The following is a 16,906-nucleotide window of genomic DNA, read 5'->3' on the forward strand; positions in this document are numbered from 1 at the left end:
TCCCGGCCGGGCCGGCCGAGTCCGGCGGAGCGCCGGATCCGCCCGGGGCGGGTCCGACGCGGACGGGTCCGGCGACCCGTCAGGCCACGTACCGCCAACCCGGACCGGACCGGGCCCGCCGCCCGGCACCGGTGGCGATCGCCGCCCGGTAGCTGTCGGCGGTCAGCGCGGCGGCCCGCTCCCAGGTGAACCGGGCGAGCACCCGCTCGCGCCCGGCCTCACCGAGCGTGCGACGCAGCGCCGGATCGTCCAGCAGCCGGCCGAGCGCCGCCGCCAGCGCGCCCGCGTCGCCCGGCGGCACCGCGAGACAGGTCTCGCCGTCCGGCCCGGCCACCTCGGGGATCGCCCCGCCGGTGGTGGCGACCAGCGGCGTACCGGTGGCCATCGCCTCGGCGGCGGGCAGCGAGAAACCCTCGTACAGCGACGGCACGCAGGCCACCTCGGCCGAGCGGTACAGGTCGACCAGCTCCCCGTCGGTCAGGCCGTGCCGGAACTCGATGAACCGCTCCAGCCCGAAGCGGCGCACCGCCTCGGCGACCGGCCCCCGCTCCTTCTGCGGCTTGCCGACCACGACCAGGTGCGCGTCCCGCTCGGTGCGGACCTTGGCCAGCGCCTCGACCAGGTGGACCAGGCCCTTGAGCGGGACGTCGGCGCTGGAGGTGGTGACGATCCGGCCGGGCACCCGGGCGACCCGCTCGGACGGCGACCAGAGCCGGGTGTCGGCGCCGATCGGCACCACCGAGACGGCGCCCGGCGAGGCGCCCAGGTGCTCGGCGATCTCGCGCTTCGAGGTGCCGGAGACGGTGATGATGCTGTCCAGCCGGGCGGCCACCCGGCGCTGCATCCGGGTGAACGCGTACCAGCGGCGCAGCGACAGCCGGCGGGCCAGGCTCGGCGCCGCGTCCAGCTCCAGCTGCCGGTCCACGGTGATCGGGTGATGGATCGTGGTGACCAGTGGGAAGCCGTGCCGCGCGAGGCCGAGCAGCCCATACCCGAGGGTCTGGTTGTCGTGCACCACGTCGTAGCGGCCCTTGTGCAGCGCGAGGTACTGACGGGCGCGCAGCGAGAAGGTCAGCGGCTCGGGAAAGCCGCCGGTGCGCATGGTGGCGAACTCCAGCAGGTCCACCGGGCCCCGGTACTCGGCGAGCCCCGGGGTGCGGAACGGGTCGTCGGCGCGGTAGAGGTCCAGGCTGGGCAGCTCGACCAGGCGGACCGAGCCGGGGCCCTCGACCTCGTCCAGGACGGGGTAGGGCTGGGAGCCGATCACGTCCACGTGGTGGCCGAGGCGCGCCAGCTCGCGGGAGAGGTGCCGTACGTAGACGCCCTGGCCGCCGCAGAACGGGTCGCCGCGGTACGACAGCAGGGCAATCCGCAGCGGCTGCGCGGTCATCGTCGGCTCCCGTCCTTGCTGAAGTCTGTGCTGCCGGTCGCTAAAGTAGATCAGGTTTCAGTGCGGTGTGGAGTTCGCCCGTGACCATGTGAACAATGAGAGACCTCGAAGATACCGGCCCGTAGCTTCTCCTCAGATGCCAGGGCTGGTGATTCACGCCACGCCGGAGCACTGCCGGAGCGTCCGCCGGACCGGCCGGAGCACCCCCCGTCACTCTCGCGCCCCGGGAGCACCCTTGCCACCGCCCGTCACCTCCGTGCCCGCCGCCGCCCCCGGCCCCGCCGGGCCCGCCGGGCAGTCCGCCGACCCGCCGCTGACCGCCCGCCAGGCCGAACGGCGGCGGCGGATCCTGCGGGCCGCGACCGGGCTGGCCGCCCGCGGCGGGTACGAGGCGGTGCAGATGCGGGAGGTCGCGGAGGGCGCGCAGGTGGCGCTCGGCACCCTGTACCGGTACTTCCCGTCCAAGGTCCATCTGCTGGTCGCGGTCATGCTGGAGCAGTTGCAGGGCCTCCAGGAGCAGGTCCGACGGCACCCGCCGGCCGAGCAGGACGCGGCCTCGCGGGTCGCCGAGACGCTCACCCGGGCGTTCCACGCGCTCCAGCGCGAACCCCTGCTGGCCGAGGCGATGGTGCGGGCGCTGTCGTTCGCCGACCGCTCGGTGAGCGCCGAGGTGGACCAGGTGAGCTCGGCCACCGGGCAGCTGATCCTGGACGCGATCGGCCAGTCCGGGCCGCCGACCGAGAGCCAGCGTGCGGCCGTCCGGGTGATCGAGCACACCTGGCACTCGGCCCTGGTCTCCTGGCTCTCCGGGCGGGCCTCGATCGCCGAGGTCCGCGCCGATCTGCACACCGCCGCGCGGCTGCTCACGCTGCCCTGAGCACGCGCCCGCGGGCGGGGCAGCGAAGGGGCGGGGAAGTGGAACCTGTTCTCGGGGCGCGGGCGGGATCGGTCGGGGTGTGTCGGGGTGGGTCGGGGTTGGTGGTTCCGGGGCTCGGGTGGGTTCGGGGCTGGGGTGGCTCCGGGATCCGGGCGCGGTCGGCGCCCCGACTCCTCCGCGCGGCGACCGGAGGCACGGCGGTCACGGTCGCGGCGGCTAAAGTCGACGGGCACGACAACTCCATCCCGCTTCTCCTCCGGGGAAAGCCGGTGCGAATCCGGCACTGACCCGCAACCGTGAGCCCGGCGCTGGACGGCCGGGGCAGTCGGAGTGCCCGGAGAGAGGCGAGCGGCCATGCCGGGCACCCCCGTGCCCGGCACCGTCGAGGTCTACGGAACGGCCCACCCGGGCCACCCCACCGCTCATCGAAAGGCTCAACCCCACCATGCTCACCGCCGCCCGCCTGGGCGCCGCCGCCCTGTCCGCCGCCCTGCTGGCCGGCGCCGCCGCCGCACCGGCCCTCGCCGACAGCCCCTCGGCCGGCGCCACCGCGCCCGTCCCCGAGGGCCTCTACGGCAAGGGCGACCCGACGTACGACGGCGTGTGGCGCCAGTCCCTCGCCCTCACCGCGCTGGCGGGCGCCAAGGTGACCCCGGCCGACTCCGCCGTCTCCTGGCTCACCGGCCAGCAGTGCGCGGACGGCGGCTGGCCGTCCTACCGCGCGGACGCCTCCGCCGCGTGCGACCCCAAGACCGAGGACAGCAACGCCACCGCCGTCGCCGTCCAGGCCCTGGTCGCGCTCGGCGGCCACCAGGACTCCGTCGACAAGGGCGTCCAGTGGTTCAAGGCCAACCAGAACGCGGACGGCAGCTGGCCCTACAACCCCGGCAGCCCCGGTGACGCCAACTCCACCGGCCTGGCCGTGAACGCCCTGCTCGCCGCCAAGCTGGACCCGGCGGCCGTCGCCAAGGCGGGCCGGAGCGCCTACGACGGGCTGGCGCTCTTCCAGCTCGGCTGCGCCGCCCCCGCCGACCAGCACGGGGCCTTCGCCTACCAGCCCGACCCGGCCGGCGCGCTCGCCCCGAACGCCCTGGCCAGTGCCCAGGCCACGCTCGCCGCGGCGGGCGGGAAGCTGCCGGTCACCAACACCAACCGGACGGACGCCGCGCCCAAGGCCCTGTCCTGCGCGAACGGCTCCACGGAACCGCTCGTGGCGCGCGCGGACTCCGCCGAGGCGGCCGGGGCCTACCTCACCGCCCAGCTCGCGGCCGGTGACCAGCACCTGACGCTGACCCTTCCCGGGGCCGCCCCGACCCCCGACTACACCGCCACCGCCTGGGCCGCGCTCGGCCTGATCCAGAGCGGGCACCCGCAGCAGGCGACCGGCGCGGTGGACTGGCTGGCCAAGGAGGGCGGCACCTGGACCAAGGGCGGCAGCGACGCCTCGGCCACCGCCACCCTGCTGCTGGTCGCCCAGGCCGCCCAGCGGGACCCCGCCGCGTTCGGCGGCGACCTGGTCGCGCAGCTGACGGCGCTGGGCCCGGCGCCCAAGGCAACCGGCGCGGCCTCCGCCCCCGCCTCCTCGGCGCCGGCCGAGAAGAAGAAGGACGGCGGCTTCGGCCAGTGGTGGGTGATCGGCGTCGGCCTGCTGATCGGCATCGGCGGCGGGCTGCTGCTGAGCCTGCAGCGCAAGCGGGGCCAGAAGCTGTGACCACCCCCGGCACCCCCCGAGCCACCGCCCATGCCGCCGATGCCGACGATGCCGGTGTCGGTCGTGCCGGTGTCGGTCGTGCCGGTGCGGGTCGCATTGGTGCTGGTCGCGCCGGTGCTGTTCGTGCCGGGCGGGCCTGTGCCGACCCCCAGCGGCGTCGGCGGGTGGTGGCCGCGGTCGTCCGGTTCCTCGCCGGACTGATCGCCGGGGTGCTGATCCTGCTGGTCATCGGCGCGGCGCCCGCGCAGGCCGCCGGGTACCGGTACTGGTCGTTCTGGAAGTGGTCCGACGGCGGCTGGGGCTACCAGCAGCAGGGCCCGGCCGTGTACGTGCCGCAGGACGGGGGCGTGGACGGGTGGCGCTTCGCCGTCAGCCCCGACGGCGGCCGGCAGGCCGGCCGGCCCGGTGCCGCCGGGGACTTCGCCACCACCTGCGGCGGTACCGCCGAACAGCCGGGGCGCAAACGCGTCGCCGTGGTCCTGGACTTCGGCACCGCCGCCGACTCCCCCGGCGAGACCCCGCCCGGACTCCGCACGGCCTGTGCGGTCGTGCCCACCGGTGCCAACTCGGCCGAGGTCCTGGCGGCCGTCGCCCCACCACTGCGGTACGACACCAACGGCCTGCTCTGTGCCATCGCCGGCTATCCGAAGGCCGGCTGCGGCGACCAGCTCGGCGCGGCGAACAAACCGGCCGCGAACGGTGCGGGGGGCGGTTCCGGGGGCGGCTCGGCCGACGGTGACCACGGCAGCGGCCCCGACATCGGCCTGATCGCCGGGGCCGTCCTGGTCGCCGCCCTGGCCGCCGGTGCGGTCTGGCAGGCCCGCCGTCGCCGCTGAGTCGGGTCGAATATGTAGACCGGTCCACCTATGTAGACCGGTCTGCATAGAAGGGGTACCGGGCCGGGCGCGCACCACGCGCCCGGCCCGTCAGCCCAACCCGGCCCCCGGGTTGGGTCCGGGCCTAGCGGGCCCCCAGCCCCACCCCGAGCCGGACCGGGACCTTTATACCGACCGGTCTACATAGAGAACAGCCCATCTCTGTAGACCGGTCTACATATACCGACCGGTCTACAGAAACCCCGGGCCCCAAGCGAAAGCAGGACCCCGCCCGCAGAGACGTGGACAAGGCCGCAGGAAGCCCGCGGAGTAGGAAGTCGGCCCAGCCGACTTCCTACTCCGCCCCCACCCCCGCACCTGCACCCACACCTGCACCCGCACCCCCACCCTCCCCCCAACCGCCCCGACCTGGACCCCACCCCGTGACCACACCCCGCGCCCCCGGCCAGCCCCGCCCCCCGCGCCGCGCCCGCCTCCCCCGGCCTCCCCGCCGCACCCCGCGCGCCGCCCGCACCCCGCTCGGCCCGCGCCAACTGCACCCCGGCGCCTGGTGGCTGTGGGCACTCGGCCTCGGCGCGGCCGCCACCCGCACCACCAACCCGCTGCTGCTCCTCCTGCTCGCCGCCGTCGCCGGCTACGTCGTGGCCGCCCGCCGCGGGGACGCGCCGTGGTCCCGTTCCTACGGCGCGTTCCTCCGCCTCGGCCTGGTGGTCCTCGGCATCCGCCTGGTCTTCGCGGTCCTGCTCGGCTCCCCGATCCCCGGCACCCACGTCCTCCTCACCCTCCCCGAAGTACCGCTGCCCGCCTGGGCGCAGGGCGTCCGGATCGGCGGCCGGGTCACCGTCGAGGGCCTGCTCGCCGCGCTCTACGACGGGCTGCGGCTGGCCACCCTGCTGGTCTGCGTCGGCGCCGCGAACGCCCTCGCCAGTCCGACCCGCCTGCTGCGCACGCTGCCCGGCGCGCTCTACGAGGCGGGCGTGGCCGTCGTGGTCGCGATGACCTTCGCGCCCAACCTGGTCGCCGACGTGCAGCGGCTGCGCGCCGCCCGCCGTCTGCGCGGGCGCACCGACCGGGGCGTGGCCGCCGTGCTGAGCGTCGGACTGCCCGTCCTGGAGGGCGCGTTGGAGCGTTCGGTCGCACTGGCCGCCGCGATGGACACCCGCGGCTTCGGCCGCACCACCGACGTCCCGCCCCGCCTCGCCCGCACCACCGCCGCGCTCACCCTGTCCGGCCTGCTCGGGATCTGCCTCGCCGCCTACGGACTGCTCACCGCCGGCGGCGCCGGCTGGGCGGCGCCCGTCCTGCTGCTCGGCCTGGCCGCGGCCTTCGCCGGTCTGCTGCTCGGCGGCCGTCGCTCCCCCCGGACGCGCTACCGCCCCGACCCGTGGTCCCTCCCCGAGTGGCTGACCGCCGGATCGGGCGCCGCCGTGGCCGCGTTGACGATCTGGCTCTCCGCCCTCGATCCCGCCGCCTTCGCCCCGACCGTCGTCCCGCCGACCGCTCCCGCCCTGCCCCTGACCGCCGTGCTCGCCGTGCTGATCGGCCTGGTACCGGCGTTCGTCACCCCGCACCCGCCCCGGAGGGCCTCGTGATCACCTTCGAGCAGGTCTCCGTCCAGTACGCCGATGCCGAGGCTCCGGCGCTCAGCGGCGTCGACCTGACCGTCCCCGAAGGGGAGCTCTGCCTGCTGGTGGGCCCCTCCGGCTCCGGCAAGTCCACCCTGCTGGGCACCGTCAGCGGCCTCGTCCCGCACTTCACCGGCGGCGTGCTGCACGGCCGGGTGACCGTCGCCGGGCGCGACACCCGGGAGTACCGGCCGCGCGAACTCGCCGACCTGGTCGGCACGGTGGGCCAGGACCCGCTCGCCCACTTCGTCACCGACACGGTCGAGGGCGAACTCGCCTACGGCATGGAGTCGCTGGGCCTGGCGCCGGACGTGATGCGGCGCCGGGTCGAGGAGACGCTCGACCTGCTCGGCCTCGCCGATCTGCGCGACCGCGCACTCGGCTCGCTCTCCGGCGGCCAGCAACAGCGCGTCGCCATCGGCTCGGTGCTCACCGTCCACCCGCGCGTTCTGGTCCTGGACGAGCCCACCTCGGCCCTCGACCCGGGCGCCGCCGAGGAGGTGCTGGCGGTCCTGCAACGCCTGGTCCACGACCTGGGCACCACCGTCCTGATGGCGGAGCACCGGCTGGAGCGGGTCGTCCAGTACGCCGACCAGGTCCTGCTGCTGACCCCCGGCGCCCCGCCCGTCCTCGGCGAACCGGCCGAGGTGATGGCGCACTCCCCCGTCCACCCACCCGTGGTCGGCCTCGGCCGGCTCGCCGGATGGACCCCGCTGCCGCTCACGGTCCGCGACGCCCGCCGCAAGGCCGCCACCCTCCGTACCCGACTGGACGGCCTGCGCCCCGCCGCCGCACCCACCGACCCGGCCACCGCCCCGCTCGCCACCGCCGACCGCCTCGCCGTCAGGCGCGGCCCCGTCCCGGCTCTGCGCGGAGTGGACCTCGCCCTCCACCCCGGGGAGATCACGGCACTCATGGGCCGCAACGGCGCCGGCAAGTCCACCCTGCTCGGCGCCCTGGTCGGCCTGCACGCCCCCGCCGCCGGCAGCGTCCGGGTCGGCGGCCGGACCCCGCACCGCACCCGGCCCGCCGAGCTGATCCGCCAGGTCGGCCTCGTCCCGCAGGACCCGCGCGACCTGCTGTACGGGGAGAGCGTCGCCGCTGAGTGCGCCGCGGCGGACGGCGACGCGGGCGCCGACCCGGGCACCTGCCGCGCCCTAGTGGAGCGGCTACTGCCCGGCATCGCCGACGCCACCCACCCGCGCGACCTCTCCGAGGGCCAACGGCTCACTCTGGCACTGGCCGTGGTGCTCACCGCCCGGCCGCCGCTGATCCTGCTCGACGAGCCCACCCGGGGTCTCGACTACGCCGCCAAGGCCCGCCTGGTGGAGATCCTGCGGACGCTCGCCGCCGAGGGCCACGCCGTCCTGCTCGCCACCCACGACGTCGAACTCGCCGCCGAACTCGCCCACCGCACGGTGATCCTGGCCGACGGAGAGATCGTCGCGGACGGCCCGACCCCGGAGGTGGTGGTCTCCTCCCCCACCTTCGCCCCGCAGGTCTCCAAGATCCTCGCGCCCGGTCCCTGGCTCACCGTCCACCAGGTCGAACGGGCCCTCGCCGGGAGCGCCGAATGAACCGAAGCCGAATGCCCCGAAGCCGAACGAACCCAAGCCGGACGAACCCAAGCCGGACGAACCGCACCCCGCGCGCGGGTAACCGCCCCGTCCCCCTCGGCCACCGCTCGATCGCCACCCTGCTGCTCACCTCCTCGGTCGGCGTGGCCGCCTTCGGCTGGCCGCTGCTCGCCGCCACCGACTCCGCCCTGGTCGGCCACTCCACCGACGCCCCCTGGCTGTTCGCCCTCCTCCTGCCGCTCCTCCTCGCGGTGGTGATCGCCCAGATCTCCGAGGGCCGCGCGGCCGGCGGCGGCGCGCCGGGCCTGGACGCCAAGTCGGTCGCCCTGCTCGGTGTCCTGGCCGCGGCGGGCGCCGCGCTGCGCCCGCTCGGCGCGGGCACCGCCGGCCTGGAGCCGATGTTCTTCCTGATGGTGCTCGCCGGGCGGGTCCTCGGTCCCGGCTTCGGCTTCGTCCTCGGCTCGCTCTCGATGTTCGCCTCCGCGCTGCTGACCGGCGGCGTCGGCCCCTGGCTGCCGTTCCAGATGCTCGCCATGGGCTGGGTCTGTCTGGGCGCCGGCCTGCTCCCGGGCGCCGCCACCCTGCGCGGCCGCCGCGAACTCGCCCTGCTCGCCGGCTACGGCGCCGTCGCCTCACTGCTCTACGGCACGGTGATGAACCTCCAGGGCTGGCCTTATATCGCCGGCCTGTCCGGCTCGATCTCCTTCGTCCCGGGGGACGACGTGAGCGCCAACCTGGTCCGCTTCGCCGCCTACTGCCTCACCACCTCCCTCGGCTGGGACCTCCCCCGCGCCGTCCTCACCGTCGTCCTCTGCCTCACCCTCGGCACCACCGTCCTCCGCGCCCTCCGCCGAGCCACCCGCCGCGCCGCCTTCGCCGCCCCGGTCGAGTTCCGCCCACCGCCCACCCCCTGAACGGTGGTGCGCCCCGGCCGAATCCGGGGCGCACCACCTCGATGGGCAGGACGGCCGAGACCCGCGAGAAGCACCCGGGCGACTCGGCCGAGCTGTGGCCAGGTCCTGGTGGCCTGGAACGTGCCCCCCACGGCCCCGACGGCGGCCGGCTGTTGACCCGCTGTGGCCCACGGCCACCGGCTGATCATCGTTGTCGACGACAACTCATGACGCTCACCGGTGGCCGCCCTCGGAGGAGACTCGGCACGGTCGAGGCCGGCGCCGGGCCGGCCGTCCGCTGTCAGAGCGTGGCGGCGCGCAGCACGACCAGGGCGACGGAGGCGATGGTGAGGACCGCCGCCGGAAACGCGCCCCTGCGGTCGCCGACGCGCAGGTGGAAGGCGACCGCCCCGGCGAAGTAGAGCGAAAGGCCTATCGCGGCGGCGATCCCGACGGGTCCCCACCGGAGTCCGGCGATCGCACCGGCCGCGCCCGCGATCTGAGCGCCGATCAGGAAGGCCATCATGCTCTGCGACAGTCCGAGTGTGGACATCTGCTCGGTGATGTGCCGCGTCCGCAGAGCCTTGGCCCCGGCCGATGCCAGGAGAAGCGCCGACATGACCACGGTGACGACGGCGAGTGAGACGAACATGGCTGAACCTCAATCATGCGATGCGAGTGAGAGGCGTGCGCACCTCCACGACGATAGGCGGCCATCAGGTACCTCCAGGTAACCTTCGGGTCATGAGCCTGCGACCGGGAATCGCCTTCCTCGCCGACTGTCCCGCTCTCCTGGCCATGGAGATCATCGCCAGCAAGTGGTCCATGGTCACGCTCTTCGCGCTGACCGACGGCCCGTTGCGTCACGGCGAGTTGGTCGAGCTGAGCGGCGGCGTCTCGCGCAAGGTGCTGACCCAGACGTTGCGCCGGCTCCAGGCCAACGGGCTGGTCGAGCGGCACGCGTACGCCGAGGCGCCGCCGCGCGTGGAGTACTGCCTGACCGATCTCGGGCGAACCCTGGAGGAGCCCATCAGGATGCTCACCGCATGGGCGCGGGAGAACGGCGAGGCGGTCGTCACCTTCCGGGAAGCAGCCGAGGCGGCCGGGGCCATCCAGGCGGATCGGGCAACCCCGACGCAGACTCCTCCCGCTGATGAGGAGCCGAACCGCTTCTGATCAAGAGAACAAGAGAAGAGGCCGGACCTGGAGACCCTGGCGTCGCCTCGGGCAGCCTTCTCTCGGAACGGCGGCGAACGGCAAGGCGCTCCTCGACAGCCCGTCCCGGTCGGCCGCCGCCCACCTCGCGGCCATCGCGGGCGGCCGAGAACGCGGTTCGGGCCCTCCCCCGCGAAACCCGTGCGGGGAGAGGGCCCGAGGGAAGCGATCAGCCCTTCGGGCCGGCCGACTGGACGACCTCGAAGGACCAGAGGGTCGAGCCGGAGGCCGCCGGGCGCTGCGGCGCCTCGCCCTCGGCGGGCGGCGGGCCCTGGCGGTGGGCAGCCTGCATGGGGCCCTCCATCCAGGCCTTGAAGGACTCCTCGTCGGCCCATCGGGTGTAGACGAGGTAGCTGTCGGTGCCCTCGACCGGGCGGAGCAGTTCGAACCACTCGAAGCCGTCGGAGTTCTCCACGGAGCCCGCGCGGGAGGCGAAGCGCTTCTCCAGCACCTCGCGCTGCTCGGTGGGGACGGTCAGTACGTTGATCTTGACTACGCTCATGGCTCCATCCTGCCCCCACAAGCGGGTGGCGGCAGGCGCGGAACGTCTCCCCGACCGAGCGGTGGCGCGTCCCGAAGTCGCGGCAGCCTGACCCGGACCCGCGCAACGACGAGGCCTCCTGGGCATGGTCGACCAGCTGAACCGCGGCGGCCACCTCCGCCCGGCCCGGCCCCCGGCGGCCGCCGAACCTCCACCGGCCCCCGCACCGCTCCATCCGGAGCGGTGCGGGGGCCGATGCCCGTGGATCAGGCGATCCAGCCGGGGACGAAGGGCTCCTCCTCCGGCCGGCCGGCGACGGACACCCGGGCCCCGCCCGGCGCGGCGACCAGCGCGGTGACGGCTTCCCCGGCGGAGATCCGGCGCGCCACACCGGCGGGCAGCACGGCCGTGTCGCCGGCCGCCAGCGCGAAGGCGTCCTCGCCCAGTTCGACGGACAGGGCGCCGGTCAGGACGGTCCAGACCTGCTCGACGTCGAAGACGTGCAGCGGGCCCTGGCCTCCGGCGGCCATCTCCACGCGCCACATCGCGAGCGCGCTGCCGCCCTGGGTGGGCGAGGCGAGGGTGGTCATGGCGGCGTTGGGCGTCTCGGTACGACGGGCTTCGGTACGGCGGATGACGGACATGGGTGCGGCCCCCTAGAATGGTCAATAACGTTGTCTATATGGTCAATGAGGTTGTCTATCGTGTCAAGCGACTCCGCTCCCCCCGGCTTCGAGCTGCCGCTGCGGCTGCTGCTCGCCTTCCGCTTGATCATCGACGAGCTGCACGAGCGGATCGCCCGCGAGGGCCACCCCGACCTGCGGCCGATGCACGGCTTCGTGTTCCAGGCGATCGGGCCGGACGGCACCACCGCCGTCGAACTCGGCCGCCGCCTCGGCGTCTCCAAGCAGGCCGCCGGCAAGACCGTCGAACAGCTCGAACAGCTCGGCTACGTCGAGCGCGGCAGCGACCCCGCCGACGCCCGCCGCAAGGTGGTCCGGCTCACCGCCCGGGGCGTGGACTGCCTGGTCCGGTCCGCCCGGATCTTCGACGAACTGCGCGCCCAGTGGTCCGACACCCTCGGTGAGGAGCGACTGCGCGCCCTGGAGACGGACCTGCGCACCCTCGCCCCCGGCGACCCGTTCCGGCTCGACACGCCCCGGTGGTTCGGGACCCCCTGACGCACCACCCGGCACCGACGCCCCCGGCACGCCCGACCCACCACCAAGGCACCCGCCCCCTACCCCGACCGCCGCTCCGCGGGCTCCGCCCCGGCCCGGTCCGGCCGGTCACGCTCGTCCGCGCAGAGCGCGGCGGAGAGCTTGGTCAGCAGCGCCGCCAGGTCCGCGTACTGCTTCTCGTCCCAGTCCCCGAGCAGTTCGGAGAGCTGCTCACGGCGGGCCGCCACCAGCCGGACCGCCGCCGCCTCCCCCGGCTCGGTGAGCCGCAGCGGCAGGCCGCCGGTGCGCGCGGCCAGCCCCCTGTCCTCGACCTCCCGGGCGGCCTCCTCGACGACCGCGAGCGGCACGATCCGGCGCTCCGCCAGTTCGGCGGGCTCGGCCGACCCGTGGTGGTGCATCTGCAGCAGCAGCCAGCTGGAGGCCGGCTTGAGGTCGAGCCCGGCGCCCTCCGTGATCCGCCGGAACAGGTCGCGCCGGGCCTCCCGGGTGCTCAGCACCGACAGGGAGCGGGCGATCTCGTCCAGCGAGGAGCGCTCCACCGGATTGAGGCCGATCGACTCGCTCAGGTCGGGCGCGGTCACCGTCGAGCGCAGCTTCTGCTCGCGCAGGAAGAGCGACAGCACGAAGGCGACCAGCGCCACCGGTACCGCGTACAGGAAGACCCGGGTGATCGACTCGGAGTACGCGTGGTAGATCGCGTCCTGCGTGGCGGCCGGCAGGGCGGCGATCACCCGGGGGTCGGAGGTGATCGCGCCGGGGTCGAAGCCGGCCGGCACCGGGACCCCGGAGGCGAGCGCGTCGGAGAGCCGGCTGTTGAGCCCGGAGGCGAACACGGTGCCGAAGATGGAGACGCCGAACGACGCCCCGATGGACCGGAAGAAGGTGGCGCCGGCGGTGGCCACGCCCAGGTCCTGGTAGCCGACTGAGTTCTGCACGATCAGCACCAGCACCTGCATCACCAGGCCCAGGCCCAGGCCGAAGACCAGGAAGTAGCAGCTCATCTCGAAGGTGCTGCTGTGCTCGTCCAGGCCGGAGAGCAGTAACAGGCCCACCGTGGTGACGGCCGTTCCGGCGATCGGGAAGGCCCGGTAGTGGCCGGTCCGGGCGACGATCTGGCCGGAGCCGATCGAGGTGAACAGCATCCCCAGCACCATCGGCAGCATGTGGATGCCGGACATGGTCGGCGAGACCTGCATGACCACCTGGAGGAACGTCGGCAGGTAGGTGAGCGCGCCGAACATCGCGAAACCGACCACGAAGGAGATCACCGCGACCAGGCTGAACGTCCGGGAGCGGAACAGCCGCAGCGGCAGCACCGGCTCGGCCGCGGTCCGCTCGACCAGGACGAAGGCGACCAGCAGGACGACGCCCAGCACGCCGAGCCCGACGATCTGCCAGGAGCTCCAGGCCCAGGTCGTCCCGCCGAGCGAGGTCATCAGCACCAGGCAGGTGGCCACCGAGGCGATCAGGACCGTGCCCAGGTAGTCGATCCGGTGCCGGCGCTTCACCTCCGTCCCGTGCAGGACGGCGGCGATCACCACCAGGGCGACCACCCCGACCGGCAGGTTGATGTAGAAGACCCAGCGCCAGCTGAGGTTGTCCACGAAGAGTCCGCCGAGCAGCGGTCCGAGCACGCTGGTGACGCCGAAGACCGCGCCGAACAGGCCCTGGTACTTGCCGCGGTCCCGGGGTGAGACCAGGTCACCGACGATCGCCTGGGAGAGCACCATCAACCCGCCCCCGCCGAGGCCCTGGAGGGCCCGGAAGGCGATCAGCTCGCCCATGTTCTGGGCGATGCCGCAGAGCACCGAGCCCACCAGGAAGATCACGATCGAGGCCTGGAAGAAGCGCTTCCGGCCGTACATGTCGCCGAGCTTGCCCCAGAGCGGGGTGGCCGCCGTGGAGGCCAGCATGTAGGCGGTGACCACCCAGGAGAGGTGTTCCAGGCCGCCGAGGTCGCTGACGATGGTCGGCAGTGCGGTGGAGACGATGGTCTGGTCGAGCGCGGCCAGCAGCATCGCCAGCAGCAGCGCGCCGATCGGCACCCAGAGGTTGGGGGCGGTGACCTCCGGCGGCCCGGGCTCGCCGGCCGGGCTGCGGTCGGACGCGGCGATCGGATCCGTCATGGAGACTCCAGGGGTCGCGGATCCCGGTCGGCGGGGTCCGTGCGGATGATCACTCCCAGCCACCATGCTGTCAGAAATGCCCCGGTCTGCGCCGTTCAGTTGAGCCGAACGTAAGAACGGCGGCCATTCGGGGGACGTCGCCGACCGGCCGGCCGTTCATCGGGTCACAACCACCACCAACCGTCACAACACCCCCGCGGTGGCCCGGACGCCCCTGTCCACCCCTGGGACCGTCCTGCATAATCAGGCGCGTTCGCCCCCGGGGACACCCCTCCCGGGGCGGGCGGAAGACGATTCGAGACCGAGGAGGACCGGCGATGCCGGACCAGCACTGCCCGACGTGCGGCACCGCACGCTCCGCCGGGTGCCGGTGCCTCCCGGATCCGGGCCTGACCGAGACCGCCGTCCTCCCGCACCTCGAAGGCCCGCCGCTGGTCCGCCCGTACGTGCCGCAGGCCCTCGGCCCGATCGTGGACGCCCCGCCGGCCGGCGCCCCAGCGGACCCGTTCGCCACCACCGTGCTGCCGCCCGCCCAGGCCGCTGACGGCCCGCCGGCGCGACCGGCCGGACCGGACGCGGACGCCTACGCGACGACCGTGCTCCCGCCGGTGATGTCGGTGCCGCCGCCGGGCCCCGGGCCGACGGTGGGACAGCCCCCGGCCGACGGCGCCGAGATCGGCTACTTCCCGTTCCACCCGGCGGCGCCCGACGCCCCGGGGCCGACCGGCGGCCGGGCCGCCCGGCGCACGGCGGAGCAGGCCGAGGAGGGCATGCCCGCCCGGCGCAAGGGCCTGCTGGCCGCGGCCGGCGCCGGGCTGCTGGTGCTCACCGTCGGCCTGGCGTACGCGGTGACGCCCTCCGCCGAGCCGGGCGACCGGGCGCAGCCCGCCCCCTCCACGACGCTGGCGCCCGTCCCGGTCGACCCGACCACCCCGGCGCCGAGCCCGAGCGCGCCGCCGTCCACCAGCGAGGCCCCGAGCCCGTCCCCGAGCAGGACGGCCAGACCGACCACGAGCCGGCCGGCGGCGCCGAGCGCCACGGCCGTGACGAGCACTCCGGTCCCGGCGGCTCCCCCGGCGCCGGCCCCCACCTCCACCGCGCCGACCCCGACGGCCACCGCCACGCCGACTCCGACGGCGACCACTCCGGCCCCGACACCGACGGTGCGGGTGCTGGAGCGCGGGATGACCGGGGCGGACGTCAAGGACATGCAGCTGCGGCTCGCGGCCACCTCGTGCGGATTCGTCGACAAGTCGATCGCCACCAGCACCTTCGACTGGTGGACGGCGACGGTGCTCGGCGACTACCAGCGCAGCTTCAAGATCAAGGGCGAGACGGGGCCGAACGGCGCCTTCTACGGGCCGAAGACCCGGGCCGCCCTGGAGAGCGACCCGGGTACCTGCTGACCCCCGGTCAGCCGGTGATCGCCTGGAAGATGCTGAACCCGGCCATCAGCACCATGATCCCGGCCGCCACCCGGATGATCATCTTCATCGGGACGTGCTTCAGCAGCTTCTGACCGCCGAGGATGGCGATCCCGGCGACGGCGCAGAGCGCCAGCCAGGCGCCGAGGCCGACGGCGAGCGGGTCGGCGTACTTGGCCGCGAGGTTGGCGGTCATGATCTGGGTGAGGTCGCCGAACTCGGCGATCGCCACGACCACGAAGCTGGCCCCGGCGACCTTCCAGAAGCTGTTGGCGGACGGCTCCTTGGCGGCGTGGCCGTCCTCGTCGTCACCGCCGCCGTGGAAGAGCAGCATCGCGGCCCCGGCCAGGAACAGCAGGCCGGTGACGCCCTCCACCCAGCGGTGCGGGAGCAGCGCGAGCAGGTGCCCGGCGACCAGGGCGATGCCGACCTGGAGGGCGAAGGCGGCGGCGATGCCCGCGAAGACATAGCTCGCCCGGTACTTGGCGCCGAGCATCAGGCTGGCCAGGGCGGTCTTGTCCGGCAGTTCGGACAGGAAGACGATGCCGAAGGTGATCGCGGCTACGGTCAGGCTCATCGGGGGTTCGGTATCCCTCAGGGTCGGGCTGCCCGGCCTCGGCAGCTCCGTGAGGGGTCGCTCCGGCCCGACAGCGCTGGTCAGAACATCACAGCACTGCGGCCGAAGGTCTCGCCGGCATCCAGCTGACAGATGCCCCGGGCGCCGGGCCCCGAGGGGCCAGTATGTCGACGGTCCGGTGGAGGGCTACTCCCCTTCAACGCGCCAAGCCTACCCGACGGCGCCGGGCGGCGAGGCGCCCAGCAGCCCGCGGGCGACCAGCTCCAGCACCACGACGACCGCCACCGACTCCACCGCCAGCAGAGCGACCAGCACGAACAGCTGCACCGCGCCGGCCTGTACCGGGGAGGCGCCGCCGAGCAGCATGCCGACGAACGCCCCGGGCAGCGTGACCAGGCCCACCGTCCTGGTCTGGTCGAGGGCCGGGACGAGCGAGGTCGCGGCGGCCGTCCGGCAGATCTCCAGCCGGGCGTCGCGCTCCTCGAAGCCCAGCGCGAACGCCGCCTCCACCTCGCTGTGCCGCTGGCGCAGCTCGTCCAGGGCGCGCCGGCCGGCCAGCGAGGTCGCGGTGAGCGCTCCGCCGATCAGGATGCCCGCCACCGGGATGACCGAGAGGCCCTTCGGCGGCAGCAACCCGACCCCCAGCAGCAGCCCGAGCACCGGCAGCACCCCGGCGCCGATCGGCACGGCCGCCCGGACCCACTGCGGGCCGGCGGTCAGCCGCCGCCCGGCGGTGCGCACCGCGACCGCGAACATCAGCAGCACGAACAGCGCCGACCACCAGAGCGAGCCGACCACCCAGGTGATCACCAGCGCGACGGCGGCCAGCTGCGCCGCCGCGCGCAGCCCGGCCCGCAGCACCGCGTGGCCGTGCCCGAGCAGGCCCCACCCGGCCACCGCCACGGCGGCGGCCAGCAGCACGGCGGCGACCACCCCCAGCAGGGGGGTGACCGGCAGCAGCCGGTTCCCCGCGGCCGCCGCGAGCGCCATGCC

Annotated in this window: 16 protein-coding genes; 9 read left to right on the forward strand and 7 right to left on the reverse strand. The window is 74.6% G+C overall.

All coding sequences use genetic code 11. From position 1 onward, the window contains the following. Positions 1-79 precede the first annotated feature (79 nt). Positions 80-1,390, reverse strand: coding sequence for a glycosyltransferase family 4 protein (locus ACZ34W_RS01555; protein WP_352289552.1), 1,311 nt, complete (start codon positions 1,388-1,390; stop codon positions 80-82). Between the two features lie 235 nt (positions 1,391-1,625). Between ACZ34W_RS01555 and ACZ34W_RS01560 the strand changes: the two genes are divergently transcribed. From ACZ34W_RS01560 to ACZ34W_RS01585, 6 genes are all read left to right on the forward strand, one after another. Then, positions 1,626-2,267, forward strand: a complete 642-nt coding sequence (locus ACZ34W_RS01560) for a TetR family transcriptional regulator (RefSeq protein ID WP_396486952.1) — start codon at positions 1,626-1,628, stop codon at positions 2,265-2,267. A 445-nt stretch (positions 2,268-2,712) separates the two neighbouring features. Beyond that, positions 2,713-3,978, forward strand: coding sequence for a prenyltransferase/squalene oxidase repeat-containing protein (locus ACZ34W_RS01565; RefSeq protein ID WP_465600664.1), 1,266 nt, complete (start codon positions 2,713-2,715; stop codon positions 3,976-3,978). A gap of 164 nt (positions 3,979-4,142) precedes the next feature. Then, positions 4,143-4,814, forward strand: a complete 672-nt coding sequence (locus ACZ34W_RS01570; RefSeq protein ID WP_465600667.1) for an SCO2322 family protein — start codon at positions 4,143-4,145, stop codon at positions 4,812-4,814. Between the two features lie 422 nt (positions 4,815-5,236). Further along, a complete protein-coding gene (locus ACZ34W_RS01575) occupies positions 5,237-6,406 on the forward strand; it encodes a CbiQ family ECF transporter T component (RefSeq protein WP_442906787.1) in 1,170 nt (389 codons plus the stop codon). Next, positions 6,403-8,016, forward strand: coding sequence for an ABC transporter ATP-binding protein (locus ACZ34W_RS01580; RefSeq protein ID WP_465600671.1), 1,614 nt, complete (start codon positions 6,403-6,405; stop codon positions 8,014-8,016). Before ACZ34W_RS01575 ends, ACZ34W_RS01580 begins: the two co-directional genes overlap by 4 nt. A gap of 11 nt (positions 8,017-8,027) precedes the next feature. Continuing rightward, positions 8,028-8,930, forward strand: coding sequence for an ECF transporter S component (locus ACZ34W_RS01585; protein WP_465600674.1), 903 nt, complete (start codon positions 8,028-8,030; stop codon positions 8,928-8,930). 280 nt (positions 8,931-9,210) lie between these two features. Here ACZ34W_RS01585 and ACZ34W_RS01590 read toward each other — a convergent pair whose 3' ends face one another. Further along, positions 9,211-9,561: a DoxX family protein gene (locus ACZ34W_RS01590; protein WP_465600677.1), complete on the reverse strand. Its 351-nt coding sequence runs from the start codon at positions 9,559-9,561 to the stop codon at positions 9,211-9,213. Between the two features lie 92 nt (positions 9,562-9,653). Between ACZ34W_RS01590 and ACZ34W_RS01595 the strand changes: the two genes are divergently transcribed. Next, on the forward strand, positions 9,654-10,085 hold the full coding sequence (locus ACZ34W_RS01595) for a winged helix-turn-helix transcriptional regulator (RefSeq protein WP_465600680.1): 432 nt from the start codon (positions 9,654-9,656) through the stop codon (positions 10,083-10,085). A gap of 208 nt (positions 10,086-10,293) precedes the next feature. On the opposite strand, the gene ACZ34W_RS01600 is transcribed toward ACZ34W_RS01595, so the two are convergent. Together ACZ34W_RS01600 and ACZ34W_RS01605 are read right to left on the reverse strand one after the other, a co-directional pair. After that, a complete protein-coding gene (locus tag ACZ34W_RS01600; RefSeq protein ID WP_465600683.1) occupies positions 10,294-10,626 on the reverse strand; it encodes an antibiotic biosynthesis monooxygenase family protein in 333 nt (110 codons plus the stop codon). 245 nt (positions 10,627-10,871) lie between these two features. Continuing rightward, on the reverse strand, positions 10,872-11,249 hold the full coding sequence (locus ACZ34W_RS01605) for a cupin domain-containing protein (RefSeq protein ID WP_359839469.1): 378 nt from the start codon (positions 11,247-11,249) through the stop codon (positions 10,872-10,874). 60 nt (positions 11,250-11,309) lie between these two features. On the opposite strand from ACZ34W_RS01605, the gene ACZ34W_RS01610 reads away from it, so the two are divergent. Continuing rightward, complete coding sequence (locus tag ACZ34W_RS01610) at positions 11,310-11,786, forward strand: MarR family winged helix-turn-helix transcriptional regulator (protein WP_396486959.1); 477 nt, start codon at positions 11,310-11,312, stop codon at positions 11,784-11,786. A 59-nt stretch (positions 11,787-11,845) separates the two neighbouring features. On the opposite strand, the gene ACZ34W_RS01615 is transcribed toward ACZ34W_RS01610, so the two are convergent. Further along, complete coding sequence (locus ACZ34W_RS01615; RefSeq protein ID WP_329487426.1) at positions 11,846-13,912, reverse strand: MDR family MFS transporter; 2,067 nt, start codon at positions 13,910-13,912, stop codon at positions 11,846-11,848. Positions 13,913-14,229: 317 nt separating this feature from the next. Here ACZ34W_RS01615 and ACZ34W_RS01620 point away from each other — a divergent pair, with 317 nt between their 5' ends. Beyond that, the gene (locus tag ACZ34W_RS01620) at positions 14,230-15,318 is read left to right on the forward strand and encodes a hypothetical protein (RefSeq protein WP_465600688.1); all 1,089 of its coding nucleotides are present in this window, start codon (positions 14,230-14,232) and stop codon (positions 15,316-15,318) included. A 7-nt stretch (positions 15,319-15,325) separates the two neighbouring features. On the opposite strand, the gene ACZ34W_RS01625 is transcribed toward ACZ34W_RS01620, so the two are convergent. Both ACZ34W_RS01625 and ACZ34W_RS01630 read right to left on the reverse strand, forming a co-directional pair. After that, positions 15,326-15,913 carry a TMEM165/GDT1 family protein gene (locus ACZ34W_RS01625; protein WP_329487428.1) on the reverse strand — a complete coding sequence of 196 codons (588 nt, stop codon included), beginning with the start codon at positions 15,911-15,913 and terminating at the stop codon, positions 15,326-15,328. Between the two features lie 210 nt (positions 15,914-16,123). Further along, a complete protein-coding gene (locus tag ACZ34W_RS01630) occupies positions 16,124-16,903 on the reverse strand; it encodes an ABC transporter permease (protein WP_465600691.1) in 780 nt (259 codons plus the stop codon). Between the last annotated feature and the right edge of the window lie 3 nt (positions 16,904-16,906).

The organism is Kitasatospora sp. NPDC022856 (genome assembly GCF_055561235.1).

Excerpts from the sequence above, each read along its gene's own strand:
- ACZ34W_RS01555 (WP_352289552.1), bottom strand. The coding sequence starts at position 1,390 with ATGACCGCGCAGCCGCTGCGGATTGCCCTGCTGTCGTACCGCGGCGAC.
- ACZ34W_RS01565 (WP_465600664.1), top strand. The coding sequence starts at position 2,713 with ATGCTCACCGCCGCCCGCCTGGGCGCCGCCGCCCTGTCCGCCGCCCTG.
- ACZ34W_RS01585 (WP_465600674.1), top strand. The coding sequence starts at position 8,028 with ATGCCCCGAAGCCGAACGAACCCAAGCCGGACGAACCCAAGCCGGACG.
- ACZ34W_RS01590 (WP_465600677.1), bottom strand. The coding sequence starts at position 9,561 with ATGTTCGTCTCACTCGCCGTCGTCACCGTGGTCATGTCGGCGCTTCTC.
- ACZ34W_RS01595 (WP_465600680.1), top strand. The coding sequence starts at position 9,654 with ATGAGCCTGCGACCGGGAATCGCCTTCCTCGCCGACTGTCCCGCTCTC.
- ACZ34W_RS01600 (WP_465600683.1), bottom strand. The coding sequence starts at position 10,626 with ATGAGCGTAGTCAAGATCAACGTACTGACCGTCCCCACCGAGCAGCGC.
- ACZ34W_RS01605 (WP_359839469.1), bottom strand. The coding sequence starts at position 11,249 with ATGTCCGTCATCCGCCGTACCGAAGCCCGTCGTACCGAGACGCCCAAC.
- ACZ34W_RS01615 (WP_329487426.1), bottom strand. The coding sequence starts at position 13,912 with ATGACGGATCCGATCGCCGCGTCCGACCGCAGCCCGGCCGGCGAGCCC.
- ACZ34W_RS01620 (WP_465600688.1), top strand. The coding sequence starts at position 14,230 with ATGCCGGACCAGCACTGCCCGACGTGCGGCACCGCACGCTCCGCCGGG.
- ACZ34W_RS01625 (WP_329487428.1), bottom strand. The coding sequence starts at position 15,913 with ATGAGCCTGACCGTAGCCGCGATCACCTTCGGCATCGTCTTCCTGTCC.
- ACZ34W_RS01630 (WP_465600691.1), bottom strand. The coding sequence starts at position 16,903 with ATGGCGCTCGCGGCGGCCGCGGGGAACCGGCTGCTGCCGGTCACCCCC.